The following is a 24,003-nucleotide window of genomic DNA, read 5'->3' as shown; positions in this document are numbered from 1 at the left end:
ACGCATAATCAAATCAACATTTGTATTAGCTTCAGCTTATTGGCGGGATTTTATGAAATGAATTATAAATTTTTTAGAAAACCGCACATGTCTGCATATCACCATACTATCCGGAAGCATCGGAAAACATTCAGGAAAAAACGGATTGGAATTTGTCCCCATATTAGCGGCAGGCGCAATTTTTTTCAAGAATGAAGCGGCCGGGCGGTTTTCGGCACTCGTCATCCTTTCAAATTCTATGTTATAATTAATAACAATTTTCAATTAGGAGGCAATTTGGTATGCAAGAGGATTCAAAGGTTTATGATATTACGGTCATCGGCGGCGGCCCGGTCGGCCTGTTTACCGCTTTTTACGGGGGAATGAGACAGGCGAGCGTCAAAATCATTGAGAGCCTGCCTCAGCTTGGCGGCCAGCTCAGCGCGCTGTACCCTGAAAAATATATTTATGATGTAGCCGGATTCCCGAAAATCCGCGCCCAAGAACTTGTGAACAACTTAAAAGAGCAAATGGCAAAGTTCGATCAGACCATCTGCTTAGAGCAGGCCGTTGAATCTGTTGAAAAACAGGCTGACGGTGTGTTTAAGCTTGTCACGAATTCAGAAACGCATTATTCAAAAACGGTCATTATCACCGCGGGAAACGGCGCATTTAAGCCGAGAAAGCTTGAGCTGGAATCAGCGGAGCAATATGAAGGCAAAAACCTGCACTACTTCATTGACGACCTCAATCAATTCGCAGGCAGACGCGTTGCCGTTCTGGGCGGCGGCGATTCCGCTGTTGACTGGGCGCTCATGCTTGAGCCGATCGCCAAAGAAGTCAGCATCATCCACCGCCGTGATAAATTCCGCGCGCATGAGCACAGTGTCGAAAACCTGCACAATTCTAAAGTCAACGTGCTGACACCGTTTGTTCCGGCTGAACTTGTCGGTGAAGACCGGATCGAACAGCTCGTTCTCGAAGAAGTGAAAGGCGACCGCAAAGAAATCATTGAAATTGATGACCTGATCGTAAACTACGGCTTTGTTTCTTCCCTCGGCCCGATTAAAAACTGGGGTCTTGAAATCGAGAAAAACTCCATCGTCGTCAAAAGCACGATGGAAACCAATATCGAAGGCTTCTTTGCCGCCGGAGATATCTGCACATATGAAGGCAAAGTCAAGCTGATCGCGAGCGGTTTCGGCGAAGCTCCGACAGCCGTGAACAACGCGAAGGCTTACATGGACCCGAAAGCGCGCGTCCAGCCTCTGCATTCTACAAGCATGTTTGAAAAATAATAAAAAAAGAGTCTGTGTCCTGCCGGCACAGACTCTTTTTTATTTAAAGATCCACATATAATTCATGACGGTTCCGACAACGAGCGCAATCACAAGCGCCGACACGACCCAAATCGTGCCTAAAATAATCCGGTCCTGAATTTTCTGGGCTTTCGGGCTGTGCCCGGGCTGTTTTTGTTCCATACCGGCCCCTCCCTTCTTCTGCAAATCTATCTATCGTAACAAATGTCTGGCAGCACCCAATACTACTATGATAACCAAACTGCAAAAAGATGACAAGCTGACGGCGTATGAGGCAGCATGAAATCATTTGACATTCCTGACAAAACAAAGTACATTATAAAAAGACGAACATTTTAATTTAATTATAATTTTATCATTCGCTTTTAGGGGTGTTATTTATGGAAAATGTATTTGATTACGAAGATATTCAGCTGATTCCTGCAAAATGCGTTGTAAACAGCCGATCTGAATGTGATACATCAGTTACATTGGGCGGACACACATTTAAACTTCCGGTCGTACCGGCCAACATGCAGACGATTATAGATGAAAACATCGCGGCCTGGCTCGCGGAAAACGGATATTTTTATATCATGCACCGCTTCGAGCCGGAAAAACGCCTGGCCTTTGTCCAGAATATGAAAGCACGCGGACTGATTTCCTCGATCAGCGTCGGCGTGAAAGACAACGATTATGAATTCATCCGCGAGCTGAAAGCACAGGAGCTTGTACCGGATTATATTACTATTGATATCGCGCACGGCTATTCCAATGCCGTGATCAGCATGATTCAATTTATTAAAGAACATGTGCCGGAAAGCTTTGTCATTGCAGGGAATGTCGGGACGCCTGAAGCTGTACGGGAACTGGAACGCGCGGGCGCTGACGCGACAAAAGTGGGGATCGGGCCCGGGAAAGTATGCATCACAAAAATTAAAACCGGCTTCGGAACCGGCGGATGGCAATTAGCCGCACTTCGCTGGTGTGCAAAAGCGGCAAGCAAACCGATCATTGCTGACGGCGGCATTCGCACGCACGGCGATATTGCGAAGTCCATCCGTTTCGGCGCGTCTATGGTCATGATCGGATCATTATTCGCCGGCCACGAAGAATCACCGGGACAAACGATCGAAATCGACGGCAAGCTGTACAAAGAATATTTCGGCTCCGCTTCCGAATTTCAAAAAGGCGAAAAGAAAAACGTCGAGGGCAAAAAAATGCATGTTGAGCATAAAGGATCTCTGCAGGATACGCTGATTGAAATGGAGCAGGATCTGCAGTCTTCCATTTCTTACGCCGGAGGCAATAAACTCGAAGCCATCCGCAATGTCGACTACGTAATCGTAAAAAACTCAATTTTCAACGGCGACAGATTTTAACCCACAGCAGAGCCGCTCGAAAATAAAAAAAATGACATTCAACATGAATGTCATTTTTTTATTAAATACCAAAATAAAGAGCCGCACTGGCCAACAGATTAATCACAAAAATAAACAAAAAGATGTAACGGATGAATTTGTTTTGCACCGGGGCAAATAAAAAGAGATACAGCCCCGCTGCCCCAAAAGTAAGAACAGGAAACAGCCACTCAAAGGATAAAGAAATGATATAACCGATAATCATAACAATCGGCACACCGATTAATGATAATTTACTTCTCATATGATTTCTGCCCCTTTTACTTAAAAATTGGTGTGATATAAGTTTCAATGATGGCGGCGGCGATCAGCAGACAAATAATAAACAGCACCAATATTCCGATATGCCTGAACATTGAAGCTATTATCCTTCTCTCTTTAGAAAAACACAGCCTGACGACCAATTCAACGCCCTTAAAACCAATGGCGCCACTTAATAATAACGCAGGAACTTCAAATATACCATGAGGAATTAGCAGTAAAATAATCTGATATAAAGGGATCCCGCCCTGCAGATTTTCGATAATAGAGCCGCTTAAAATAAATCCATTGGTGAATAAATAAAAGATTGAGGTCAACCCAAAAGTAAAAAAACCTGCCGCTAAAAACAGACAAGCGATTGCATTATTCTTTAACAATTCAACTGCGCCTGACGAGCCATTATAAGACGCTGATGATACAAAGTGATCGGTAAAAACCGCAGCGATTGCACCGCCTGAAAAAAACAGCAATGACGCGGTTAACGGAATGGCGGACGTTCTGATTGCCGGCAAAATGCGGTTCATCATGTATAGATACGCTCAGCCATTTCTTCGATTTCTTCTAATGAATGCTCGGATGACTGATACTCCGCCGCAAAAACGCCGTCATGGATAATACCGATCGTATCGCACAACGAATGCGCCAGTTCCAGCAGGTGAGTCGATAACAGGACCGTATTCCCCTGTTTGACGTACTCCTTCAATAACGTCCGTATCGTTTTGCCGCTGATTAAATCAATGCCCGTCAGCGGCTCGTCAAGGATTAAGATCTTAGGCTGATGAATGAGCGCGGCAGCGATTGATAATTTTTGTTTCATTCCGTGTGAATAGGTTTTAATCAGCTGATTTCCGTCTTGTGAAAGCTTCAGCGTCTCTAACATATTCTTTATATAATCATTTGTCCGCTGAGACTGCACTTGAAACATCTCCGCTGTAAAACGCAAGTATTCGACTCCCGTTAAGTAATCATATAAAAAAGCATGGTCGGGCACAAAACCGATATCAGCCGATATTTGCCCCCCCTCTTCTGAATCTATTTCTTTACCGTCAATCACGACGCAGCCTGACGTCGGTTTAAGCAGGCCCGAAATGATTTTCAAAGTCGTTGTTTTCCCGACTCCATTGGTCCCGAGCAAAGCGTAGATTGAGCCTTTTTTCACCTCAAAGGAAATATCCTTTAACACCTGTTTTTCACTATAGTTTTTTTGTATATTCACTAATTTAATCATTGTTCGCAAACCTTTCCGCCATATTAATTCTGCGAAGAAACAGAAACATGACTCCATAGTTTAATAGTGTGAACAGGACAAATATACCTGATGCAGAATGAATAAGCAGCGTTTCAAGTTCCGGCTTTTTATAAATAAAATATGACGTGATCGCAGCAATTTGAAGCGACACAATGAAAATCAAAGAACCGTATAAGTTGTTGTACGTCTTTGCTTTCCCGGCTTCTCCGATTTCGTACAGGTGCTCCCAGTTTTTTTTAGGGTACAAGGCGGTGCTTGAAATCTGGACAAGACTGTATAAAAAACCCGAACATAAAAATACAATAAACAGGTAGACCGTCAGCGCAGCGGAGGACGGAAAAAACACCGTAATCAAAATGGTCATGATGAATGAATAGATAAGAGCCGCAAGATTATAAATACATACTTTCGGAAACACGAGCTGCCACGCATGTTTGATATTCCGGTGAAACAGATGCTGATTTTTTATTTCTCCGTCAACGGATAATACGGTTTTGAGCGCGTCCCCGACGAGCTGATACGAAAAGTTCGCAATGATAACCGCCGCGGATACGATGGCGGCTGCCGAATACCCGGTAAAATGATGAGAAAGCAGCGGAACACAAAAACCTAAAAACAGCATGAACAAATAAAGCATACTGCCGAAATTCCTGATAAAAAACCCGTCAATTCTCGTTAGAAACAGAAGGTCCTTTTGAAAAACGGCATGAAATATTTTGTTATTCCTATATAATTTAAGCTTTGGTGCAAAAGCCGCGTTTGTCAAAAACATATAAGGAATAAGATCCATTTTCTTCAGGGTAGCCGCCCACAGCTTAAACAGTCCAGCCGTAAAAAGGACGGCGGCTGCAAATACTGCTGCGAAAACGAGCACGGAATCTGAGCGGAATACCAGCCATACATACGGTGTATTCATGAGGATGTTCCGGAAAGCCGGCGACTCCGTAAATCCGGAAATGTCCTTTACCGTATACTCCCCAAACACGAGAAGATAAACGGCATACCCCACTGCCAGCGGCACCAGCAGGCTGACGCTGAATAAAATGCCCTTCATGATTTTCAAGTAAAACCATTTGCTCCACATATTCGTTAGAAGATAAACAACGTAAGAAAACAGCATAGATAAAAATAAATTGAGAAGAAAATAAACGAAGCCCAGGAAAAATACGATGACCGCTGCAGATCCAGCCATGCCTGCGCCGGTTAAAAACAAAAAGACCGGAAAAACAAAAAGATACCATACGAAAATGGTTTTTTTGATCGCCTGGCCGGTAAAAACTGAAAACAGCTGTAAAAAACGAACCTTTTTTAATTGATGAATGACCTTGCGCGTATCCAGCAGAAAAGCATTTTGATGTTCTTTAAAGAAGCCGGCAGCCCAAAAAAGCTGCTCCAATGAAACGGCGATTAAAACAAATTGCCCCCACGCGCTGATAGGAAGCTGAATCAGTTTTGTCCCGAATACAACGCCGCATCCCAGTAAAATAAGATAAACACATAACAGAGAAATAATAATGGCAGAAAGCAGTTTGCCGTTGAGTTGAGGAATTCCCCAATCTTCCTTTTTTTTGCGGAACGACGACAGGGTATTATATTTGATAAGAGCTGTAATTTGTCTGACTATCATACTTTCAATCCTTACATATGTATTTGGGAGAGAGGCTCTTTTTGCAGCTTGTACAAAAAGAGCAATTATTTATCGATCGATTTTACCAAGCAGCTGCGTATTTTTTGCCGTATTTCTTAATCATTGTTTTTGCTGTTGCAACGATTGCATAAGAAATCGCGCCTGCGCCTGTAACGATACCGATGAGAGAAATGATAGAAGCAATTGTTGAAGCCGCATCAATGATATCAATTGCTTTTTTAGCTGCTGCTGTAGAGATACCGAGAGTCGAAGCTAATTCAGCATTGGCTGAGAATGCATGAGCCGCCGCCACATTTAATTCAGTGCCAGTTAATAAAAGTGCATAAACCAACGTCGCTGCAGCAAGAGCCGCGCCAAACAAAATGAAAGATTTTTTATTAGATTTTACTAAGTTCATCTTAACATCCCCCTGCTCTGTTTTTAATATATAATAAAATTCAGCTTAATTGACTCTCTCCCGAGCTAAATTTTATCCGCCATAAAATAATTAAAGAAGATAGTGAAGAGTTTTAATAAAACAAAACATCCAGTTAAAATAATTCTCTTTCCTTTGCTGAGATCGGTAAGTTTTCCTGCGGCAGCATAAAGAGCCGCGATTGACAGAAGCAGAAATGGATCCAGCAGCTGTAAACTCAGTTTGGTGCCGCCGGCAGAATATATAAGTGAGGAATCAGCCGTTAAGTAGTTAACAACTGACAGAATCAACATTTTAAATGCTGAGATTAAAGAAGTCAGCGTATATAGAAGCAAATATATTTTTTTCGGTTTTTTTGTACCGAGAATAAAAGCGGCAACGAATAACAGAAACCCGCCTATCAGGATTTCCACAAAAGTGGTGAAGATCATAAACCCTTGCAGAAACATGACAATCGTACGAACACTTTTCTCCCCGATATCGTAGGTATTTTCTCCGACAGAAGAGTAATAAGACTGCAGCACTTTATCTGAAATACTGAATTGGAAGAGTAATGAACAGATCAAAATGATGAAAAAAGAACTTAAAAATATTTTTTTATTGCTCAATTGACCTATCATATTATCATCCTTTTCTTACAAAATAAATGAACTATTCTATACTTTTACAATTTAGTTTATTCCTATCAAAAAATCAATATCCTTTCGAAAAATATGACTTTAGAACGTGTTGACAAAGAGCATATTTTTCATAGTTTTTGATGCTATATACCCTTTATTTTTTTCTTAATTTGCAAATAGTATGATTTAGACAATGGATTTGAGATATTTGAGAGAATGACCTGCGTAATGAGACGCAGGATCCAAAAAAGGAGGATATCGTTATGTATCCTCCGGATGTATGATCGCCAGCACCTGATGATCTTCCCATTTTCCATTTATTTTTACATTTTTTCTCGCAATGCCTTCTTTATGAAACCCAGCTTTTTCGAGCACACGGATTGACGCCTTATTGTGCGGCATGACTCCGGCTTCTATCCGATGCAGGTTCAGCTCATTGAATGCATAATCGGCTGCCAGCTTGACAGCCTTCGTCGCATAGCCTTTTCCGTTATGTTTGCCATCTAAAAAGCAACCGATGAAAGCGCTTTGGATGTCGCCCCGAACCACCTGAAAAGGCTGATCGTACCAATCAGGGCCTGATCCTGAAGAAAAATGCCGAAGCTGTATTCTGTGTCATTTTCCGCATTCTTCAGTGATTGTTCAATTCGTTTTTTCCGGCCTTCCAGCGTATAAAAACCCTCTTGTCTCGACATGGCAAACCGTTCAAAAAACATGCGGTTTTCGTCTGCAAAACCAGTTCCTGCTCTGCATCATTCAGGCTGAGCAGCCTGATATCAACGCTGTTTCCTTCCTGCATATGCATCGCCGTCCTTTTGTTTTAATCAGAAACGTTTTTTAATTGCCTTTTTCCCATGTTGTACGGTACGCTTTATCGCATCAATAAAGATCCCAGAATTTGACCGGAAAAGGTTCTTTTGTTGACTTAAACCGCACTTTAAGCCGTATCATCATATTGTGACAAGGAAAGAATAGTTTTGGCGGGTTTCCCGATGATCCCAAAAAATATATTGATTGGATTGCAGCTGAAATGTTATCAAAGAAATGTAAAACAATTGGAAAAGAGGAGTTCATATGAAACTGACGGGAAATACAATACTGATTACAGGCGGAAATGCCGGAATAGGATTGGCTTTCGCAGAACGATTTTTAAAAGCGGGAAATAAAGTCATCGTGACCGGACGGCGTGAACATGCTCTTCAAAAAGCAAAGGAAACATTTCCGGATCTTATTACCTATGTCAGTGATTTGAGCATTCCATCTGAACGTGTATCACTGTTTGATTGGGTGACAGAGAACTATCCGGAAGTGAATGTGTTAGTCAATAACGCGGGGATTCAACAACGTTTTCATGTGCTGAAAGCGGATGCGAAGGACAATTGGGCCTATTTCAATAAAGAAATCACAACGAACATTGAAGCTCCCTTCCACCTGTCTATGCTGTTCGCTCCGGTGTTTGCCGGAAAAGAAGATGCGGCTGTCATTAATGTCACTTCGGGATTGGCTTTTACACCGCTTGCCATTGCACCGATCTATTCAGCAACGAAAGCGGCGCTTCATTCATTTACAATGAGTCTGAGACACCAGCTTTCTGATTCAGCTGTAGAAGTGATTGAAGTTGCGCCTCCGGCAGTCAATACAGATCTTGGCGGTGCAGGGCTGCATACGCAAGGAGAACCGCTGGATGAATTCGCTGATGGGATTTTTAATGGACTGAAAGAGGGCAAACTTGAAATCGGATATGGTTCTTCTGTGGAACGGCTGCGCATGTCCCGGGATAAAGCCGATGAACACACGGCAAATATGTACAATGCAATGAAACATACAATTGAATAACATCTTTGAAAAAGAAAACCCGCTTCTGTTGAGCGGGTTTTGCTTTTATTAAACAAACGCCTTTCTTAACAATGGTGCAAGCGCCATCGAAAAGAAAGACGCCATATTTTTTCATCCTAAGAATGGCAGGTTGAGCCCTAGCACTCTTCCGGCGTACCGGCGTTTTTGGCCGTGCGGAAAGAAGATCCGCAGCCGCAGGAAGCGATGGCATTCGGGTTGTCAATGGTGAAGCCGCCGCCCATCATGGACTGTTTGAAGTCGATGATCGTGCCGGTCATAATATCGAGGCTGTCGCTGTCGACCAAAACGGTGATTCCGTGCTGTTCAAACATGCTGTCTTTTTCGCCTTTTTCATGCTCAAATCCCATTCCGTAAGACAGGCCGCTGCAGCCGCCGCCTTTTACGCCCACACGGAGGAACGCGTTTTCTTCTTCATGCTCTTTCATCATATCTTTTATATGCAAAGCTGCTGCTTCAGTGATGGTTACTGGAACACTCATAGGTAGACCTCCTTTTTTAAAAACGAATACTGATGTCTATTATAAACCTTGAGAAGCGTATTTCTCAAACGAGCTGTTTTACAAATAATAGACGCCGCTGCATACGGTTTCGGCGGGCCCTGTCATCAGCACGTGCCCATTGTCCTGCCAATTAATCACAAGGTCGCCTCCCGCCAAATGAACAGTGATATCCCGGTTCCGTTCAGAAACACCGTTCAATACGGATGCGACAGCCGCCGCACAGGCGCCTGTTCCGCAAGCCTGTGTAATGCCGGAGCCGCGTTCCCATACACGGAAATGAAGTTCATCCGCGCTGACGGTTTCCACAAACTCGACATTGACGCCTTCCGGGAATCTCGGGTCTTTTTCAATGACGGGGCCGAGCGTTGTAAGAGGCGCTTGACTGATATCTTCAACCGGAAAGACAATATGGGGGTTTCCCATTGATACGGCAGTTCCTGAAAGCTCCGTCTCTCCGAAGACAAAGGTCTCATCGATCGTCCGTTCATCTTCATTGCCTAGCATCGGCAGCTCTTTTTTGGTCAGGCGGGGTTCGCCCATATCAACGGCGACTTCACGCACTATCCCGTTGTCCTCCGTAATGTCTGCTTTCACAAGACCTGAGAGCGTTTCAATGAAAAAGGACGTTTCTTCTGTCAGCTTATGTTCGTATGCGTACTTTGCCACACAGCGAAGGCCGTTGCCGCAATTTTTTCCTTCTGAACCGTCATTATTAAAAATCCGCATTTTGACGGGCGCTTTTTCTGACGGACAGATGAGGATCATGCCGTCAGAACCGATGCCCGTATGAATGCTGGACACTTTAACGGCAATCTCAGCCAGCCGTTCTTCCGGCAGCTTTTCTTCGAATTGATTTACATATATATAACTGTTTCCAAGACCGTGCATCTTGGTAAAACGGAATGAATTCATATCGGCCTCCAACTTTTTTTCTTTTACTTAGTATAAAAGCTCTTCCCCTCGGACACAATACAAATATCCCCCGTTTTTCATACATAAAAGCTCCCTGCATATGCAGGGAGCTTTTATCGTTTACTAAATAAACATACCGGCAATCGCCGCGCTGAGAAGGTTAGCGAGTGTTCCCGCAATAACCGCTCTTAACCCGAGGCGCGCGATGTCTGAACGGCGGCTTGGGGCCAAACCGCCCAATGTGCCGAGCATGATCGCAATGGAAGAGAAGTTGGCGAATCCGCACAGCGCAAAGCTGATAATCGTAGACGTTTTTTTAGAAAAGTCCGCAATATGTGGACCGAAGTTGGAATAAGCGACAAACTCATTCAGCACAAGCTTTTGTCCGATATAGCTTCCCGCTCCGAGCGCTTCATGCCAAGGAACTCCGATAACAAATGCGATCGGTGAAAACACGTAACCGAGAATGGATTCTAATGTAATATGTTTGAAACCGAACCAGCCGCCGATTCCGCCGAGAATTCCGTTCACTACGGCGATGAGCGCGACAAACGCAAGCAGCATGGCGCCGACGTTTAGCGCAATTTGAAGGCCGGTGGACGCGCCTTTTGCCGCAGCATCAATCACATTAGCGGCGCCTTCGCCTTCTTCATCCATATTAAAGTCACCTTTAACTGTCTGCGTTTTTTCTGTTTCCGGTATTAATATTTTTCCGAACACGAGACCGGCAGGAGCCGCCATGAAGCTGGCCGCCAGCAAGTACTCGATCGGAATGCCTAACAGGGCGTATCCGAAAAGCGTCGAACCCGCTACAGCCGAAAGGCCGCTCGTCATAATCGTAAACAGCTCGGAACGGGTCAATCCCGCAATCAGCGGTTTAATGGCAAGCGGTGATTCAGACTGTCCGACAAAAATATTCGCAGCAGCCGCAAGCGATTCTGTTCTGCTTGTCCCAAGAAGCTTTGACAGTCCGCCTCCGATGACGCGAAAAATAAGTTGCATGATTTTCAGGTGATACAAAACCGCAATCAGCGCTGAGAAAAAGATAATGACCGGCAGAACACTCAGCGCGAAAGCCGGGCTGCTGCCCACTTTTAACAGCGGGCCAAAAATAAAGCTGATGCCTTCGTTCGCATAATCAATGAGAAGCTGCACACGGCTTGAGAACCATAAAAATACGGCCCGGCCGGCGTCCCACTTTAATACGATAAATCCGAAGGCCATTTGTAAACATAAACCGACAATGACGGTTCGCAGTTTAATTTTGCTTTTCTTCTCTGATAACAAAAAAGCAATGGCTAATATAGCAACTGCCCCAAGCAGCCCCCAAACGATATTCAATGAATCCACCTCTAAAATTTTATTTAAAAAAAGTCTTTATTAAGATAACAATATTTATTTTTGCTGTCTACAAATTTTTTATTTTGCCAAATCCCGGGGCGCATAAAAAAAGAGGCCCGTTCGGAGCCTCTGATTAAAACATCGGATTTTCTTCTATGAATGTATATATGTTGTCAACCAATTCAGCAGGCGTGCCTCCCGTGACCACTTCGCCGTTAACCAGGGCGAACAGGGACTCCATGCATTTCCCGCAATAACTTAAACAGCCGTATTCAAGCACGTCCAAGTTCGGATCCTTCTCTAAGATCTCTAGTGCTTCCTGGGAACCGCGCGCTAAATTGCTGACACAGAATTCAATCATCGGATTCATGCGGTTTCACCTCACATATGTACCTTATCCTAACGGAATTCCCTCTATTCGTCAAAGATCCGGTTTCACGCTCAATGTTATCGTAACATATTAATTCAGGTTAAAGGTTTTACTATTACGCGTTTTCTGGTCAATTTGTAGGTTATTTTAAAACTATTATTGTGGTTTTAGATCAAATTCGATATAATTCTAGATGTTATTTTACATAGTTCGTTATTTTGTAACAACATTGACTACCATATTTTTCGGGCAAAAGGGGAATCATTATGAAAAAATTGGTCTTGATCGGCGGGGGTTACGGAAACATGCGGGTGCTGCACCGCTTATTGCCGAACCAGCTTCCGTCAGATACATCCATCACGCTGATTGACAGAAACCCGTATCACTGCTTAAAAACAGAATATTATGCGCTCGCTGCCGGCACGATTTCTGATCATCATATCAGAGTGTCCTTTCCAGAGCATCCGAATCTGGATGTTCAATACGGTGAGGTGGCTTCCATCGACACGAAAAACAAACAAGTCTTGTTTCATGACCGCGAACCGATTTCTTACGATGACGCGGTGATCGGACTGGGCTGCGAGGATAAGTATCATAACGTGCCCGGCGCGCCGGAATATACTTACAGCATTCAAACCATTGACCAGTCACGCGAAGCCTATCAAAAGCTGAACAACCTCGGCGCCAATGCATCTGTCGCTATCGTCGGAGCGGGATTAAGCGGTGTGGAGCTTGCCAGTGAATTAAGAGAGAGCCGTGACGATCTGAAGATTATATTATTTGACCGGGGCGATCTGATTTTATCAAGCTTTCCGAAAAGGCTCAGTAAATACGTTCAAAAATGGTTTGAAGAGCACGGCGTCACCATTATCAATAATGCGAATATTACAAAAGTGGAAGACGGCATTGTTTATAATCATGACGAAGCAATACCGGCCGATGCCATCGTGTGGACGGCGGGAATTCAGCCGAATAGAGCCGTCAGAGAACTGGACGCTGAAAAAGATCCGCAAGGCCGCATCGTTTTGACACCGCACCATAACCTTCCGGGCGATGAGCATGTTTACGTCGTCGGTGATTGCGCGTCCCTTCCGCATGCGCCGAGCGCTCAGCTTGCTGAAGCGCAGGCGGAGCAAATTGTGCAGGTTCTTTTGAAACGCTGGAACAATGAAGAGCTGCCGGAAACAATGCCGCAATTTAAGCTGAAAGGTGTCCTCGGCTCGCTCGGAAAAAAAGCGGGTTTCGGTCTTGTCAACGACCGTCCGCTGATCGGGCGTGTGCCGCGCCTGTTAAAATCAGGCCTTTTATGGATGTACAAGCATCATAACGGCTGATAAGGGAAAAGCCGCTGATTGCGATCAGCGGCCGTTTTTATGAGCCCGCCACATAGCCGCGCTTTTCCATTTCTTCATATATATCTTTTAAATGCGGATTCCCTTCTCCTACAATGACATCTTCCACCAGCACAAGCGGATAGAAAAATTCATCGTTTCTGATTCGCTCCGCAAGTTCTTTTGTCTCCTTTTGCTGAGGCGGTGTGTCAATATCAATATACTGCATGTTAAAAGGCTGCTCCGGATATTTCCGTTTCAGCGCCGCCTCCAGCCATTCAAACGTATCTTTGGCGCTCGGCATATTTACACAGCTTGCGCAGAGCGTTTCAGCGCCGTAAACACTGAGCGTCACCGGCTTTGTCATGTTTATCATCCCCTTTCCACCAGTATACAAAGGACGGGGCAGCTTTTGTATAAAAAACGGTTTTTATGTTCAAGTTTAAATATGCTATAATGAAGAAAGCAGCATTGCAAACCAAACATTAGATTTTTACCGTTACTGTGAATATAATGGTTTTATGCATATGAAAGGAGCGAATCTCATGACTGAGGTTGAAATGAAAGAGCAAGTACAGGAAGTATTGGATAAATTACGCCCGTTTCTGCTTCGTGACGGCGGTGACTGTGAGCTTGTCGACGTTGACGAAGGCATTGTAAAGCTTCGTCTCCTTGGCGCATGCGGCAGCTGCCCAAGTTCAACGATTACGCTGAAAGCCGGAATCGAACGCGCCCTTCTTGAAGAAGTGCCGGGTGTCGTTGAAGTAGAACAAGTATTTTAATAACAAAACCAGGCTGATGACAGCCTGGTTTTTTATTTTATTTTTGGAGATAGTCATTAAACCATGAATAAATATAACGGATGCGCTTGATCCGCTGTTCCGGATGGCCGCTTCTCGACAGCTCATGCGTGGCTTTCGGAAATCGGATGAACGCCGTCGTTTTGTTCAGCTTCTTCAACGCGATAAAGAGCTGCTCAGCCTGTTCTATCGGACAGCGGTCATCACGCTCGCCGTGCAGGATGAGAAGCGGCGTTGAAACGCGGGACGCATATTTTACAGGTGAACGGTCCCAAAGCTTATCCGCTTCCTCAAACAGATCATGGCCAAGCTGCCAGTCGGTAAAAAAGAAGCCGATATCGCTGACACCGTGGAAACTGAACCAATTTGAAATGGAGCGCTGCGTGACGGCTGCTTTAAAACGGCCGGTCTGCCCGACAATCCAATTCGTCATAAACCCTCCGTAGCTTCCGCCCGTCACGCCGAGACGGCTGCTGTCAATAAACGGATACGCCTGAATGGCTTCATCCACCGCCTGCATGACATCACGGTAATCTCCGCCTCCGTAATCGCATCTGACACGATTGACGAAATCCTGTCCATAGCCGTGGCTTCCCCTCGGGTTGACATAGACGACAGCATATCCTTGCGCGGCCAGCACTTGGAATTCATGAAAATACGTATGCCCGTACATCATGTGAGGCCCGCCGTGTATGTATAGAATGAGGGGATAAGTTTGATCTTCTTCAAAAGCCGCGGGCTTTAAAAACCAGCCGTGCACCGTCAGTCCGTCTTTCGTTTCATATTGCAGCTTCTCCGGCACGGATATGATGCGTTCCTCTGTAAAACAATCATTGTTGTTTGTCAATTGCTTCTCTTTCAAATGAAATGCTGTAAAGCTCAAAAGGCCGCGCGGGTTTGGCAATTACGGCGATACAGCTTTTCTGATCGGGATGAAAAGCAAAACCGTTCACATACTCTTCTTCTAATCGGATCGGATAGACGAGGCCGTCAATCGAGATATAATAAATACCGGTGCTTCCCTGCTCGCTCCCGAGGACGTAAAATCCCTGCCCGTCATTTGTCCAAACCGGCCGGGGCGTCACTCCTCCTATGAGTGAATCGGCAATAAGCGCATCGCTCAAATGAACATCCAGCATGTCGGTTAAGCAGGACAGCCGCTCATTTTTCACATCGTACAGCCACGCTTTTTCTAAGGTTGCGTTGCGAAATTCATTCTCATGGCCCAGCATCGCGATATAAGAACCATCCGGTGAAAACACGCAGGAGCCGAAAGAACCGCTGTGCGGGGTAATCTGTTTGAGATCGCCGTCTGCCAGATTCATCAGGTAGACATCGCTCGGCTTTCCGGCGTCACCGGGATCACATAAATTGGCGGTAAACGCAATCTGCTTGCCATCCGGTGAAAATGCCGCGTCATCATGATCCGCTTCATGGTCTGTCAGCTGCTGAATCTCCCCCGTTTCAAGATGAATCAGCACAAGCTGTGTCCGGCTGCCATTGAGCAGGCCCTTTCCGTCACGTTTATATGTTAATGACTGAATGTCAATTGGCTCATATTCGTCATACTTCTTTTTTTCTTTCTCATCGGCGCGCTCCGCTGATGTCAGACTGACGGACACAAGCACGGATCTGCCGTCGGGAGCCCATATCGGATCTGACACGCCCCAAGGGATATCAGCCGCCTTTTCCGCCTCTCCCCCGGCAGTGTCTACGATGTACAGCTGAGGGACGCCATCCTCCCTGTCAGAAACAAAAGCAAGGCGCCGTCCGTCAGGCGACCACCGCGGGCTTGTATTTTTACCGCTTCCGAATGTCCACGGTTTTGAGGTGCCGGATTCTGTGTCGTACACCATAATGGCTGAGGAATAAGAGTCCCGTTTATCATTGACAGTTGTCCGGACGTATGCGGCCCGTCTGCCGTCAGGGGCGTATTGGGGATCTGTCACGGATACGAGAGACGCAATGTCCTCCTCGATTATAAGTTTTTTCAATCGTTTCTCCTCCTTTTCTCTTTTATTTCGCTTCCCTAAATAAAAATGCTTCTCCAGAAAAAGAAAGCGTCCTTCTCTGATGGGAAGAACGCTTTTTACCATTATACACTTTTCATTTGCTTTAAAGGGTTCCGTTCGATTACGCTTCCTTCTGACGGGACGGTAAGCGACGCAATCTCACAGTGCGGAAAATGCTGAGAAAGGTGGCTTCTCATCTCTTCTCCTTTTCCTTTTGCAGTCAGGACAAGAATCGTCGGGCCCGCTCCGCTCAGCGCCGTCCCATAAGCGCCTTTCATTTCTGCCGCATGCTCTACCTTCGAAAGCTCAGGAACAAGCATGGCGCGGTACGGCTGATGCAGCATGTCTTTTCTCATCATTTTCCCCGCGAGCGCCCAGTCATTTGACATGATCGCAGCAACAAGAAGGTTGCTGACGGCGCTTGCTTTAACGGCGCCGCGGTACGGCAGTTCTTTCGGGAGGACGTCTCTTGCGTCCCTGGTCAGAACTTCGTAAAACGGAATCACTGCCACAACGTCGATATCCGCTTCGGCTGTACGCACGATATGTGTTTCATCTTCTTCATGAAGGCCGATCACAAGCCCTCCTGCGAGAGAAGCGGCGGCATTATCAGGGTGCCCCTCTTCAAGGCTGGCTAAGTGCAGCTTGTCGCTTTCCGGCAGCTGCAGGCCGCATAACTCATCCGCAAGCTCAATGGCGGCGACGATAGCGGCTGCGCTGCTGCCGAGGCCCCGCGCAAGGGGGATGTCACTCCACACCTTGACATGCGCGGGCGGCAGCTCTTTCTGATAACGGTCAGCCGTCCGTTTGGCGACTTGATAGATGAGGTTGTCCGTTCCTTGAGGGATGCCCGCGACAGTTTCCGTCTCCGTCGAAAACGTCCATTCATCATTTCGGAAAACCGAAAGCTTCAAATATCTGCTGAGCGCCATCCCGACGGAATCAAAGCCCGGTCCTAAGTTGGCGGTGCTTCCCGGAACCGTAATGGAAAACAGCATCTCCGCCTCATTCATACACGCGCCGCTCCATTTAAGTATTCGAGAATACTGTCTTCATCTGTCGGCAGCGTGATCGGTTTTATCTCAGATACGTCTACAGCCGTGTTCGGATCTTTCAGGCCGTTTCCGGTCAAGACTGCGACAACCTTGCTTCCTTTTGGAATTTCACCGGATTTCACCTGTTTTAAAACGCCGGCGATGGATGCACAGGAGCCCGGCTCGGCAAATACGCCTTCTTCACGGGCAATCAGCTGATAAGCGTGAAGGATTTCTCCATCTGTGACCTCATCAATTTTTCCGGCTGATTCTTCCGCTGCGAGCACGGCTTTGTCCCAGCTGGCAGGGTTCCCGATCCGGATTGCCGTCGCAACGGTTTCGGGATTTTTAATGACCTCGCCGCGAACGATGGCTGCAGAACCTTCCGCCTCAAAACCGCGCATCTTCGGAAGTCCGGTGCCGTTTTTCTCATGGTATTCTTTGAACCCTTTCCAGTAGGCCGTAATATTCCCGGCGTTTCCTACCGGGATCGCCAGAATGTCCGGCGCTCCGCCGAGCTGTTCGCATACTTCAAAGGCCGCTGTTTTCTGCCCTTCAATCCGGTAAGGGTTTACCGAATTCACTAATGCAATCGGAGATTTTTCACAAATCGACCGGACGATGGCCAGCGCGTCGTCAAAGTTTCCGTCGATCGCGATGATTTCCGCTCCGTACATGACAGCCTGCGCAAGCTTTCCGAAGGCGATTTTTCCGTCCGGAATGATGACAATGCATTTCATGCCTGCTCTCGCCGCGTATGCCGCAGCCGCCGCGGATGTGTTGCCTGTTGAAGCGCACATGATCGTATCATTGCCTTCTTCTTTCGCTTTGGCGACCGCCATCACCATGCCGCGATCTTTAAAAGATCCCGTCGGATTAATGCCCTCCGTTTTCACATGCAGCTCAATTCCGAGCTTTTCGGAAAGCTTCGGAAGATGAATCAGCGGCGTATTTCCTTCATGCAATGTCAGGGCCGGCGTTTGTTCCGTCACCGGCAGAAATTCTTTATATTGATGGATGAGTCCTTTCCACATTAGCTCCAACCGTTCCCTTCTACGCGATATGTGCTTTTTACTTCCTGTACGACTTCGAGATCATTTAAGTTTTGAAGAATGTCGCTGAAATCTTCTTCTGAGGTATGATGCGTGACAATTACGATTTCCGCAAGATCATCGCGGCCTTTGATCGGCAGCTGCAGGATTTTTTCAAAGCTTACACCGCGCTCTGAGAAAGCGGATGTGATTATTGAAAAAGAGCCGACCTGGTCTTTGACGTGAATTCTTAAAAACTGCTGGGCGTAGATATCTGACGGCTGCTTCAGATTTCTTTCATACTGCGGGGCGACAAAGCTGTTTCCGTTTACGCCGAGACGCATGTTTTTCATAACCGCGACCAGATCGGAAACGACTGATGTCGCAGTCGGCATGCTTCCGGCGCCAGGGCCGTAAAACATCGTTTCTCCAACAGCTTCTCCGTATACGTAAACGGCATTAAACTCGTTATGCACCGCAGCGAGCGGATGATGATCAGGGAGCAGTGTCGGCTGAACGCTGACCTCGATTTTATTGTCATCACGCTGGGCGATGCCGATCAGCTTCATTGTGTAGCCGAGCCGTTTGCTGAAGCTGATGTCTTCATCCGTAATGCGGGAAATCCCTTTTACTTTGACATCGTCCAAGTCGACATTCATAGAGAAACCGAGACGGGCTAAAATCGCCATCTTGCGTGCGGCATCGAGTCCTTCTACATCGGCGGTCGGGTCCGCTTCCGCGAATCCGAGATCCTGCGCTTCCTTCAGCACTTCTTCATACGGGCTTTTTTCTTTAATCATTTTCGTTAAGATGAAGTTCGTCGTTCCATTGACGATTCCCATCATTTTTGTGATCCGGTCAGAGGAAAGCCCGTCTTCGAGTGTACGTAAAATCGGAATTCCGCCGGCGACACTCGCTTCATAATACAAGTCACAGCCATTTTCCTTTGCGGCGGCTAAAAGCTCTGAGCCGTACACAGCGATCAGATCTTTATTTGCTGTCACGACATGTTTTTTCGCTTTCAAGGCGTCGAGCAAGTATTGCTTCGTCTGTTCGACACCGCCGATGACTTCAATAATCACATCGACCTCAGGGTCATCGATCACATCATAGACTTCCGTCGTCAGCACTTCTTTCGGCAGGTCTGCGTCTCGTTTTTTATTAATATCTTTAACTAGCACTTTTTTGATCGTCACCGGACAGCCGACCTGGTGCATAAGCTTATCCTGATGATCTTGTATAATTTTGACGACACCGCTTCCCACGGTTCCCAGTCCTAACAGTCCAATACGAATTGCTTCCAAAGAGAAACTCCACCTTTCTTCCTTTTGTCCACTTGAAAAGGACAATTGTTAACCCTTCACAGACATTTAAGTTACAAATATTATATAAGCCCGCTTTTGTTTTGACAAGCGGCTGAATATTGATTTCGCGGTCATGAAAACGCTTAACACACTGATATGACAAGATTCTCTATTTTCTAAATATTTTTGCGTTATATTTTCTTACGAAATGCTTCCTTTTCCGAGCCAGGCGACAGGCGGGACAAAAACCTGCGCCGCTCTGACATTCAGCATGTCGTGACATGTCTGCAAAAACTGTTCATAACGGGTGCAGTCGGCAAGAATGTAGTCCAGCTGCTCTTCGTAAAAATGCTTTTCAGACTCATGAGAGATGTAATAGCTCTCCACCGTCTCGAAAAAATGGAGCGGAAACAGCAGGCGGCTGTAAAACAGGCGTTTGGAAAAGGAGGATAACGGCGTAACTTGCTCATATTCCTGTAAAAACAAAAACCCGTCATTGAGCAAGTCGTCACGATGATACAAATACGTGCTGCGCATATATTCCGCAATATCACGGGCTGCATGATCGAATACCCAATCTCCCGGAATGCGGATCAATGAATCAGCCGACCAGGTATCCCGCTCCATCCGCTGATGGCAGATCGTCCCCGAGTCTTCCGTGCCGGGATTGTCATCCAGCTCCGTATCCACTAAATATTGAATGGCATTTTCCGCTAAGCCTGAATAATAAGGAAATGCTTCGATCATTTTCTTTTCGAACGGTTCAAGCGGAGACATATGAATTTTCTGCATCCAAAATGATTCCAGCTGATCCACCCGTTTTCCCCATAAGTCTTTCCATTGACCGATTCTGCCCGCTTCTTTCACTTCGTAAGGAAAACCCCGCCCTTTTCTGTGGAATTCAGCAAGCTCCCCTCCGACAGAAAATGACCGGTTTGAGACGGGAATCGGCGCTTTTAAGAGCGCATATGTTTTGCCTTCGTCCTCAAAGGTCAGCTCTCCTTCCTTCGTAAAGATAAACACTGAAACGTATGGGTCACTTTGTTCTTGTAAATACTGACTCATGTAATAAAGCTCCGTCAGCTCTGATTGCGAAAAGCCGGAGACGGGAATAATAAGAAAGAAGGAATTAGGCGTCTGGAAGCATTGGTATTTCTGATAAACGGAAAGCTGTCTGACATGGATGCCGTATTTTTCTTTAATGATGCTTTTCATCATAATCACCTGCCTGAAAAATTAGAGCTATTCACATCGTAGTCATACGCCGGCGGAATTATGAATACATATTGTATTCCTTTGAATGAAGAGGAGAAACATCGTACACATCGGAAGGATGCTGTATAAACTAGTAAAAAAAGATTGGGTGAAGCAAATGTCAGAAAAGGAACAACTGAATCAGGTGGAAGCTGTCGCCAGAGCGCGTTTACAAGAACGGGGAGTTGAGACGGATGATATTGCCGAGCTTGTGTATTTCCTTCAGAAAAAATATCATCCTGATTTGACGATAGAGGTATGCAGGCTCAATGTGGACCGCGTCATCGCGAAACGCGAGGTGCAAAACGCGATTTTAACGGGAATAGAATTAGATGTGCTTGCCGAACAAAAAAAGCTGTCTGAACCGCTTCAGACTATTTTGGCGATTGATGAAAGCCTGTATGGGGTTGACGAGGTGCTCGCCTTCTCTATCGTGAATATATACGGCTCGATCGGCTTTACGAATTACGGTTATATTGACAAAGAAAAACCCGGCATTCTCGGGCGGTTAAATGATAAATCAACGGGCGAATGCCATACGTTTCTTGATGATATCGTCGGCGCAATCGCAGCAGCGGCTTCAAGCCGGCTTGCCCACAGCGCCAGAAATACAGAATAAGGACGGCCGTCATGGCCGTCCCTTTTTTATAGATGTTCAATCCATTCAGTTAAAGAGTCAATCGCATATGTCGGCTTCTGATCGTAACCGGCCATATGCTCACGCTTTGTCACTCCGGTATGAACGAGCAGCGTATCCATGCCCGCATTGATGCCGGCCATAATATCCGTTGCATAGTTATCGCCGACCATGAGTGTTTCGGAAATATCCGTTCCGAGCACACGCATCGCCTGTTCCATAATAATGGATTCCGGCTTGCCGATAAAGACAGGCTCAACGCCTGTGGACACCGTCAAAACGGATGTCAGTGAGCCGTTCCCCGGCAAAAGCCCTCTTTCAGTCGGAATGGCGACGTCGCCGTTTGTTGAAATAAACCGGGCGCCGTTTCTGATCGCCAGACATCCCGTAGCCAATTTTTCATATGTAATGCCGCGGTCGATTCCCACAACGACAAAGTCCGCGTTTTCTTCTCCGAAGCTCAGCCCGTTTTCTTCGATAGCCTGGCGGATGCCTTCTTCGCCGATCACATACACCGACGCATCTTTTTTCTGCTGGGCGATATGCTGCGCAGTCGCCATGCTTGTTGTGAAGACCTGTTCTTCAGAGGCCGGAATGTCAAAGCTCATCAGTTTGTCCGCCACCTGCTTCGGCGTCCGGGAGGAATTGTTCGTCACGAATAAATACGGAATGCCGCGCGCTTTAAGCGTTCTCACGAATTCACACGCTTCTTCGATTTTTTCCGTCCCGTTGTACATTGTGCCGTCCAAATCAATCAAATATCCTTTATAATCCTTCATACTCAACACTCCTGTGGATTTTCTCACTTGTTGTTATTTAAATGCGGAAACAGGGCCTAACTCTGTTTCAAGGTAGGTTCTTACGCGGGCCGGAAAGGCTTTCAGCACGTCTCTGGTTGACGAGATCAGTGTAAACAGCTCCTGATGATCGGCGTGCTGATATTCCTGAACAAGCTGCTTTCTGGAAGAGATCAATTGCTTCAGCTTATTTCCTTCTTCCTCAGCTACCACCTTTTCGTCCGTCAGAATATCCATGATGTCGTCATAACTTCCCGGATCGCGCATGATAAAGCCGTCAATCATATCATTTCCGACATCGAGAATGCATTCGATCAGAAGATGGCTGATCCGCTCAAGCGCTCTTTTTTCGATCTCGCTCTGCCAAGCCGGCGTGCTGTCAAACAGCGCCAGCTGATTCTCAAAAAAACGGAGTGTTTGTTCGATATTATTTCTGTCAACAAAATACACGTGACAGCATCCCCTTCTGCATCAATTATTTTCTGATTCGTTTTAGAACAAAATACGCGCAGCCGAAATTGCAGTATTCGTAAATGTATTCGTCCAATGTGCTGATTTTCGTTTCAAAGGTTGCTTTTTGATTCTGGTCATCAAAGAAGCCTTTGAGCCGCAGCTGACTGTATCCCCAGTCCCCCACAATGTAATCATATTTATTTAATATGTCCGAATAGCGGGCTTTGAACGCTTCTTCATTAAAGCCGTTTTTAAAATCATGTACGAGTTCAAACTCGGCATTTTGAATAAGAATCATGTCTTCACCTCTTTTATCACTCTTTACTATCATAATTCATTGACTTCTGTGCATCAATTGCAAAATGAGACGCTTCGGATTGCGGAGAAGATTTTTCCCTTTTATATCCAGTTTAGCGGTTCAGACGGTCCTTATTCAAGAATGACTTTTTTTTCGGCTGAAACGGCTCCATCACAAAAAACCCAAAACCTGCGGCGTTTTGGGTTTTTTCGGCTTATATTATGCTTGGGCCTGGCGTTTTTTAGACGCTTCGTTTACTTGTTCATCCGCATGATAGGAAGAACGGACAAGCGGGCCTGCTTCACAGTGGCTGAAGCCTTTTTGCATCGCGATTTCTTTCAGTTCGGCAAATTCGTCCGGATGATAATATTTTTGAACTTTTAAATGTTTTTTGGATGGCTGTAAGTATTGGCCGATCGCCATGATGTCGACATTGTTCGCAAGCAGGTCGTCCATCACTTCAATAATTTCTTCCTTCGTTTCGCCGAGACCGATCATAATGCTTGATTTCGTCGGGATGTCAGGCTGCATTTCTTTCGCACGGCGCAAGAATTCTAAAGAACGGTCATATGTTGCACGGGCGCGGACTCTCGGTGTCAGGCGGCGCACGGTTTCAATGTTGTGGTTCAGAATATCAGGACGGGTATCCATTAATGTTTTCAGGTTGTCGTAATTTCCGCCCATATCGGATGGCAGCACTTCAATCGTCGTGAACGGGCTTTTTCTGCGGATCGCCCGGACCGTTTCCGCAAAGACGCCTGCTCCGCCGTCTTTCTGATCATCACGCGCCACGGCCGTGATGACGGCGTGCTTTAAGTTCATCAGCGCAACCGAATCAGCTACGCGTTCCGGCTCCTGCAGATCCAGCTCAGTCGGCAGACCCGTTTTGACAGCGCAGAAGCGGCATGCTCTCGTACAGACGGAACCGAGAATCATGAATGTCGCCGTACGTCTGACAGCCCAGCATTCATGGATGTTCGGGCATTTTGCTTCTTCACATACGGTATGCAGATTATTTTCACGCATTAATTTTTTGAGACCCGTATAGTTTTCATTCGTGTTCAGCTTTATTTTGAGCCATTCCGGCTTTCTCAGATGCTCGTCTTTCTTTGCCATTTCCCCATCATCTCCATTATCCCTTTATTCATGTTTATGTGCGAAAAATTTCTATTTCACGATGG

Annotated in this window: 26 protein-coding genes and 2 pseudogenes; 6 read left to right on the top strand and 22 right to left on the bottom strand. The window is 46.0% G+C overall.

What is annotated here, in order from left to right:
• Positions 1-281: 281 nt before the first annotated feature.
• A complete protein-coding gene (yumC, locus tag ACH32G_RS09215) occupies positions 282-1,277 on the top strand; it encodes a ferredoxin--NADP reductase 2 (RefSeq protein WP_007613496.1) in 996 nt (331 codons plus the stop codon).
• Positions 1,278-1,316: 39 nt separating this feature from the next.
• Here yumC and ACH32G_RS09210 read toward each other — a convergent pair whose 3' ends face one another.
• Positions 1,317-1,460 (bottom strand): hypothetical protein, encoded by a 144-nt coding sequence (locus ACH32G_RS09210; RefSeq protein WP_016938080.1) that lies wholly within the window; start codon positions 1,458-1,460, stop codon positions 1,317-1,319.
• 218 nt (positions 1,461-1,678) lie between these two features.
• On the opposite strand from ACH32G_RS09210, the gene guaC reads away from it, so the two are divergent.
• Entirely contained in the window at positions 1,679-2,659 is a 981-nt protein-coding gene (guaC, locus tag ACH32G_RS09205) for a GMP reductase (protein WP_448814238.1), read from the top strand.
• A gap of 61 nt (positions 2,660-2,720) precedes the next feature.
• On the opposite strand, the gene ACH32G_RS09200 is transcribed toward guaC, so the two are convergent.
• From ACH32G_RS09200 to ACH32G_RS09170, 7 genes and pseudogenes are all read right to left on the bottom strand, one after another.
• Positions 2,721-2,942, bottom strand: a complete 222-nt coding sequence (locus tag ACH32G_RS09200; protein WP_045926054.1) for a DUF5970 family protein — start codon at positions 2,940-2,942, stop codon at positions 2,721-2,723.
• Positions 2,943-2,958: 16 nt separating this feature from the next.
• A complete protein-coding gene (locus ACH32G_RS09195; protein WP_045926053.1) occupies positions 2,959-3,486 on the bottom strand; it encodes a stage II sporulation protein M in 528 nt (175 codons plus the stop codon).
• Complete coding sequence (locus tag ACH32G_RS09190; protein WP_448814237.1) at positions 3,483-4,187, bottom strand: ABC transporter ATP-binding protein; 705 nt, start codon at positions 4,185-4,187, stop codon at positions 3,483-3,485. The genes ACH32G_RS09195 and ACH32G_RS09190 overlap by 4 nt, the downstream gene beginning before the upstream one ends.
• Positions 4,180-5,835, bottom strand: a complete 1,656-nt coding sequence (locus ACH32G_RS09185; RefSeq protein WP_016938076.1) for a hypothetical protein — start codon at positions 5,833-5,835, stop codon at positions 4,180-4,182. Before ACH32G_RS09185 ends, ACH32G_RS09190 begins: the two co-directional genes overlap by 8 nt.
• An 82-nt stretch (positions 5,836-5,917) precedes the next feature.
• Positions 5,918-6,253, bottom strand: a complete 336-nt coding sequence (locus ACH32G_RS09180; RefSeq protein WP_003151973.1) for an uberolysin/carnocyclin family circular bacteriocin — start codon at positions 6,251-6,253, stop codon at positions 5,918-5,920.
• A 65-nt stretch (positions 6,254-6,318) separates the two neighbouring features.
• On the bottom strand, positions 6,319-6,891 hold the full coding sequence (locus ACH32G_RS09175) for a hypothetical protein (protein ID WP_016938075.1): 573 nt from the start codon (positions 6,889-6,891) through the stop codon (positions 6,319-6,321).
• A gap of 261 nt (positions 6,892-7,152) precedes the next feature.
• Positions 7,153-7,690, bottom strand: a pseudogene (locus ACH32G_RS09170) (GNAT family N-acetyltransferase).
• Positions 7,691-7,965: 275 nt separating this feature from the next.
• Here ACH32G_RS09170 and ACH32G_RS09165 point away from each other — a divergent pair.
• Positions 7,966-8,727 carry an SDR family oxidoreductase gene (locus ACH32G_RS09165; RefSeq protein ID WP_448814236.1) on the top strand — a complete coding sequence of 254 codons (762 nt, stop codon included), beginning with the start codon at positions 7,966-7,968 and terminating at the stop codon, positions 8,725-8,727.
• 137 nt (positions 8,728-8,864) lie between these two features.
• On the opposite strand, the gene ACH32G_RS09160 is transcribed toward ACH32G_RS09165, so the two are convergent.
• The 4 genes from ACH32G_RS09160 to ACH32G_RS09145 all read right to left on the bottom strand — a co-directional run bounded on the left by ACH32G_RS09160 (position 8,865) and on the right by ACH32G_RS09145 (position 11,871).
• Positions 8,865-9,227, bottom strand: a complete 363-nt coding sequence (locus ACH32G_RS09160) for a HesB/IscA family protein (RefSeq protein WP_016938072.1) — start codon at positions 9,225-9,227, stop codon at positions 8,865-8,867.
• Between the two features lie 78 nt (positions 9,228-9,305).
• Positions 9,306-10,160 carry a diaminopimelate epimerase gene (gene dapF, locus ACH32G_RS09155; protein WP_049627289.1) on the bottom strand — a complete coding sequence of 285 codons (855 nt, stop codon included), beginning with the start codon at positions 10,158-10,160 and terminating at the stop codon, positions 9,306-9,308.
• Between the two features lie 123 nt (positions 10,161-10,283).
• Positions 10,284-11,501 carry a NupC/NupG family nucleoside CNT transporter gene (locus ACH32G_RS09150; protein ID WP_016938070.1) on the bottom strand — a complete coding sequence of 406 codons (1,218 nt, stop codon included), beginning with the start codon at positions 11,499-11,501 and terminating at the stop codon, positions 10,284-10,286.
• 133 nt (positions 11,502-11,634) lie between these two features.
• The gene (locus ACH32G_RS09145) at positions 11,635-11,871 is read right to left on the bottom strand and encodes a YuzB family protein (protein ID WP_007408721.1); all 237 of its coding nucleotides are present in this window, start codon (positions 11,869-11,871) and stop codon (positions 11,635-11,637) included.
• Positions 11,872-12,137: 266 nt separating this feature from the next.
• Between ACH32G_RS09145 and ACH32G_RS09140 the strand changes: the two genes are divergently transcribed.
• Positions 12,138-13,205 (top strand): NAD(P)/FAD-dependent oxidoreductase, encoded by a 1,068-nt coding sequence (locus tag ACH32G_RS09140; protein WP_095241393.1) that lies wholly within the window; start codon positions 12,138-12,140, stop codon positions 13,203-13,205.
• A gap of 37 nt (positions 13,206-13,242) precedes the next feature.
• Here ACH32G_RS09140 and ACH32G_RS09135 read toward each other — a convergent pair whose 3' ends face one another.
• A complete protein-coding gene (locus ACH32G_RS09135) occupies positions 13,243-13,569 on the bottom strand; it encodes a YuzD family protein (RefSeq protein ID WP_045926049.1) in 327 nt (108 codons plus the stop codon).
• A gap of 79 nt (positions 13,570-13,648) precedes the next feature.
• Here ACH32G_RS09135 and ACH32G_RS09130 point away from each other — a divergent pair, with 79 nt between their 5' ends.
• Entirely contained in the window at positions 13,649-13,984 is a 336-nt protein-coding gene (locus ACH32G_RS09130) for a NifU family protein (protein ID WP_173363134.1), read from the top strand.
• 37 nt (positions 13,985-14,021) lie between these two features.
• On the opposite strand, the pseudogene ACH32G_RS09125 reads toward ACH32G_RS09130, so the two are convergent.
• The 5 genes and pseudogenes from ACH32G_RS09125 to yutH all read right to left on the bottom strand — a co-directional run bounded on the left by ACH32G_RS09125 (position 14,022) and on the right by yutH (position 20,601).
• Positions 14,022-15,996 (bottom strand): annotated as a pseudogene (locus ACH32G_RS09125) (S9 family peptidase).
• Between the two features lie 101 nt (positions 15,997-16,097).
• The gene (thrB, locus tag ACH32G_RS09120) at positions 16,098-17,027 is read right to left on the bottom strand and encodes a homoserine kinase (protein ID WP_448814235.1); all 930 of its coding nucleotides are present in this window, start codon (positions 17,025-17,027) and stop codon (positions 16,098-16,100) included.
• Positions 17,024-18,082: a threonine synthase gene (thrC, locus tag ACH32G_RS09115; protein WP_045926048.1), complete on the bottom strand. Its 1,059-nt coding sequence runs from the start codon at positions 18,080-18,082 to the stop codon at positions 17,024-17,026. The genes thrB and thrC overlap by 4 nt, the downstream gene beginning before the upstream one ends.
• On the bottom strand, positions 18,082-19,383 hold the full coding sequence (locus ACH32G_RS09110; RefSeq protein WP_045926047.1) for a homoserine dehydrogenase: 1,302 nt from the start codon (positions 19,381-19,383) through the stop codon (positions 18,082-18,084). The genes thrC and ACH32G_RS09110 overlap by 1 nt, the downstream gene beginning before the upstream one ends.
• Before the next feature lie 201 nt (positions 19,384-19,584).
• Positions 19,585-20,601, bottom strand: a complete 1,017-nt coding sequence (gene yutH / locus ACH32G_RS09105; protein WP_366969741.1) for a spore coat putative kinase YutH — start codon at positions 20,599-20,601, stop codon at positions 19,585-19,587.
• Between the two features lie 154 nt (positions 20,602-20,755).
• Here yutH and ACH32G_RS09100 point away from each other — a divergent pair, with 154 nt between their 5' ends.
• Complete coding sequence (locus ACH32G_RS09100) at positions 20,756-21,256, top strand: phosphatidylglycerophosphatase A family protein (RefSeq protein ID WP_045926073.1); 501 nt, start codon at positions 20,756-20,758, stop codon at positions 21,254-21,256.
• A 26-nt stretch (positions 21,257-21,282) separates the two neighbouring features.
• Here ACH32G_RS09100 and ACH32G_RS09095 read toward each other — a convergent pair whose 3' ends face one another.
• The 4 genes from ACH32G_RS09095 to lipA all read right to left on the bottom strand — a co-directional run bounded on the left by ACH32G_RS09095 (position 21,283) and on the right by lipA (position 23,938).
• Positions 21,283-22,053, bottom strand: coding sequence for a TIGR01457 family HAD-type hydrolase (locus ACH32G_RS09095; protein ID WP_013353455.1), 771 nt, complete (start codon positions 22,051-22,053; stop codon positions 21,283-21,285).
• Between the two features lie 33 nt (positions 22,054-22,086).
• Positions 22,087-22,521, bottom strand: coding sequence for a DUF86 domain-containing protein (locus ACH32G_RS09090; RefSeq protein WP_327814467.1), 435 nt, complete (start codon positions 22,519-22,521; stop codon positions 22,087-22,089).
• A 25-nt stretch (positions 22,522-22,546) separates the two neighbouring features.
• Complete coding sequence (locus tag ACH32G_RS09085) at positions 22,547-22,822, bottom strand: YutD family protein (protein WP_003151928.1); 276 nt, start codon at positions 22,820-22,822, stop codon at positions 22,547-22,549.
• A 219-nt stretch (positions 22,823-23,041) separates the two neighbouring features.
• Positions 23,042-23,938 carry a lipoyl synthase gene (lipA, locus tag ACH32G_RS09080; RefSeq protein WP_003151923.1) on the bottom strand — a complete coding sequence of 299 codons (897 nt, stop codon included), beginning with the start codon at positions 23,936-23,938 and terminating at the stop codon, positions 23,042-23,044.
• Positions 23,939-24,003 lie beyond the last annotated feature (65 nt).

The sequence above is a fragment of the Bacillus sp. CIS52 genome, from assembly GCF_053545315.1.
Note: the sequence above shows the minus strand (reverse complement) of the source record. Positions and strands in the feature narration are given on the sequence as shown.

Excerpts from the sequence above, each read along its gene's own strand:
- yumC (WP_007613496.1), top strand. The coding sequence starts at position 282 with ATGCAAGAGGATTCAAAGGTTTATGATATTACGGTCATCGGCGGCGGC.
- ACH32G_RS09210 (WP_016938080.1), bottom strand. The coding sequence starts at position 1,460 with ATGGAACAAAAACAGCCCGGGCACAGCCCGAAAGCCCAGAAAATTCAG.
- guaC (WP_448814238.1), top strand. The coding sequence starts at position 1,679 with ATGGAAAATGTATTTGATTACGAAGATATTCAGCTGATTCCTGCAAAA.
- ACH32G_RS09200 (WP_045926054.1), bottom strand. The coding sequence starts at position 2,942 with ATGAGAAGTAAATTATCATTAATCGGTGTGCCGATTGTTATGATTATC.
- ACH32G_RS09195 (WP_045926053.1), bottom strand. The coding sequence starts at position 3,486 with ATGATGAACCGCATTTTGCCGGCAATCAGAACGTCCGCCATTCCGTTA.
- ACH32G_RS09190 (WP_448814237.1), bottom strand. The coding sequence starts at position 4,187 with ATGATTAAATTAGTGAATATACAAAAAAACTATAGTGAAAAACAGGTG.
- ACH32G_RS09185 (WP_016938076.1), bottom strand. The coding sequence starts at position 5,835 with ATGATAGTCAGACAAATTACAGCTCTTATCAAATATAATACCCTGTCG.
- ACH32G_RS09180 (WP_003151973.1), bottom strand. The coding sequence starts at position 6,253 with ATGAACTTAGTAAAATCTAATAAAAAATCTTTCATTTTGTTTGGCGCG.
- ACH32G_RS09175 (WP_016938075.1), bottom strand. The coding sequence starts at position 6,891 with ATGATAGGTCAATTGAGCAATAAAAAAATATTTTTAAGTTCTTTTTTC.
- ACH32G_RS09165 (WP_448814236.1), top strand. The coding sequence starts at position 7,966 with ATGAAACTGACGGGAAATACAATACTGATTACAGGCGGAAATGCCGGA.
- ACH32G_RS09160 (WP_016938072.1), bottom strand. The coding sequence starts at position 9,227 with ATGAGTGTTCCAGTAACCATCACTGAAGCAGCAGCTTTGCATATAAAA.
- dapF (WP_049627289.1), bottom strand. The coding sequence starts at position 10,160 with ATGAATTCATTCCGTTTTACCAAGATGCACGGTCTTGGAAACAGTTAT.
- ACH32G_RS09145 (WP_007408721.1), bottom strand. The coding sequence starts at position 11,871 with ATGAATCCGATGATTGAATTCTGTGTCAGCAATTTAGCGCGCGGTTCC.
- ACH32G_RS09140 (WP_095241393.1), top strand. The coding sequence starts at position 12,138 with ATGAAAAAATTGGTCTTGATCGGCGGGGGTTACGGAAACATGCGGGTG.
- ACH32G_RS09135 (WP_045926049.1), bottom strand. The coding sequence starts at position 13,569 with ATGACAAAGCCGGTGACGCTCAGTGTTTACGGCGCTGAAACGCTCTGC.
- thrB (WP_448814235.1), bottom strand. The coding sequence starts at position 17,027 with ATGAATGAGGCGGAGATGCTGTTTTCCATTACGGTTCCGGGAAGCACC.
- thrC (WP_045926048.1), bottom strand. The coding sequence starts at position 18,082 with ATGTGGAAAGGACTCATCCATCAATATAAAGAATTTCTGCCGGTGACG.
- yutH (WP_366969741.1), bottom strand. The coding sequence starts at position 20,601 with ATGATGAAAAGCATCATTAAAGAAAAATACGGCATCCATGTCAGACAG.
- ACH32G_RS09100 (WP_045926073.1), top strand. The coding sequence starts at position 20,756 with ATGTCAGAAAAGGAACAACTGAATCAGGTGGAAGCTGTCGCCAGAGCG.
- ACH32G_RS09095 (WP_013353455.1), bottom strand. The coding sequence starts at position 22,053 with ATGAAGGATTATAAAGGATATTTGATTGATTTGGACGGCACAATGTAC.
- ACH32G_RS09085 (WP_003151928.1), bottom strand. The coding sequence starts at position 22,822 with ATGATTCTTATTCAAAATGCCGAGTTTGAACTCGTACATGATTTTAAA.
- lipA (WP_003151923.1), bottom strand. The coding sequence starts at position 23,938 with ATGGCAAAGAAAGACGAGCATCTGAGAAAGCCGGAATGGCTCAAAATA.